At 64.2% G+C, this 1,367-nt stretch carries 2 protein-coding genes; both read right to left on the bottom strand.

The window, feature by feature from the left end; translation table 11 throughout:
* A partial coding sequence (locus AB0D57_RS47805; RefSeq protein WP_362088785.1) for a DUF4291 family protein occupies nucleotides 1-241 on the bottom strand: 241 nt, incomplete at its 3' end.
* Between the two features lie 211 nt (nucleotides 242-452).
* Nucleotides 453-1,070: a hypothetical protein gene (locus AB0D57_RS47800; protein WP_362088784.1), complete on the bottom strand. Its 618-nt coding sequence runs from the start codon at nucleotides 1,068-1,070 to the stop codon at nucleotides 453-455.
* Nucleotides 1,071-1,367 lie beyond the last annotated feature (297 nt).

Below are 1,367 nucleotides of genomic sequence, written 5' to 3'. Positions count from 1 at the left end.
CCTCACCGGCGAGAACACCATCTCCTGGCGCGACCCGACATCCCCGGATCAAAATCGCATCCCGGGATGAAACAACGGGAGAAAACGACCTCTTAATCCACGTCATGCGGCCAGGCTTCCACGCGGCGGGAAATCGGCCGTCTCGGATGGCGGGCAGTCCGATCTCAGGGGAGTACGCCTGGTAGACGGTGATCGTGGACGCCGTGTGGAGCGCGCGAATCCTGCGAAGCGGTTCTTCCATGGCGTACAGCGTGGGCTCGGTCAGCTCAGGTGACCACCGATTTTCGACCCGTTGCTCGATCCGACGGAGCAGGCCGGCCGCAGGCGGCAGGCAGTTGCCCGTGCGAGCCACATAGCGTCCGGCACATGGAGCGACGTCTCGGCAATGCCGTACTTGATGGACTGGCGTGTCGGGCACGGTCGTTCGTCAGGTGTCTCCGTCAGTGCTGAACTCACATTCCGCGTTCTGGGCCGTACACCTCGCGAGTGTGGTGGCCTGGTCCTGCGGGCGGCAACTCCAGCCACATGGGGCCGGGGTAGAAGGTCGCGCTGTCCCAGCCCGTCATCTCCTCGCCGATCAGGTAGCGGTACAGCCACTCGGCGAAGGTCATGGGGTGTCCGACCCAGTAACCCTCCGCCCCTTGTACCACCACACCGTCAGAGAACCCGTGGACTTGCGGGGCTCCGAAGATCACGGCTCCTTGATCAGTAGCAGCGACAGGTATGAGGCCTTCGGCGGTTCCGAAGCTGAGTCGGGGAAGCCGGCAGAAGACGCGAGGATCGTCGGCCGGCCCAGTGATGTAGGACTCCCATTTGCTCTTGGACCAGATTTCTGACGTCGAGCGGATCTTCTCGCCCAGGTTCCACCAGTCCGACGCAGGGTGGTCCAGGGTGAGATGGCCGTTGATCTGCACTGGTGCGTAGGCGTCGACGATCTGTTTGTAGTCCGTCGGAAACGCCCTGGCGAGTTCCGCCTCCAAGCTGAGCCAGGCAGCGGGGTCAGCGAAGCGTTCCTCTCCTGGGCCGAGCATGGCGAAGACAGCCTTCAGATAGTCGCTTATGGAGATCACTGCCCCTCGAAGATGCTTGCCGGAACCGTTGGTGTCAGCATCGAGCACCTCTCCCGTCAACGGTCGGCCGGGTCCTCGTTGCCGTGACATGGAGATGGTCGGGCAGTTGGAACCAGACAGCTCGCGGGAGCCTTGCCCCGGTGTGACGCCCGAGGCGCCGGCGTGGCCGCAAGGCGGCGGACGCCGAAGAGCCGACGGTCGCGGATGGCGTCCCGCCACGTGGTGTAGGGGATCAAGACACCGGAATCCGCAGGCCAGGGGCGCCGACCATGCCCGATCAGATGTCCAACTCGCCTT

The sequence above is a fragment of the Streptomyces sp. NPDC048275 genome (genome assembly GCF_040652275.1).
Classification (GTDB): domain Bacteria; phylum Actinomycetota; class Actinomycetes; order Streptomycetales; family Streptomycetaceae; genus Streptomyces.
Note: the sequence above shows the minus strand (reverse complement) of the source record. Positions and strands in the feature narration are given on the sequence as shown.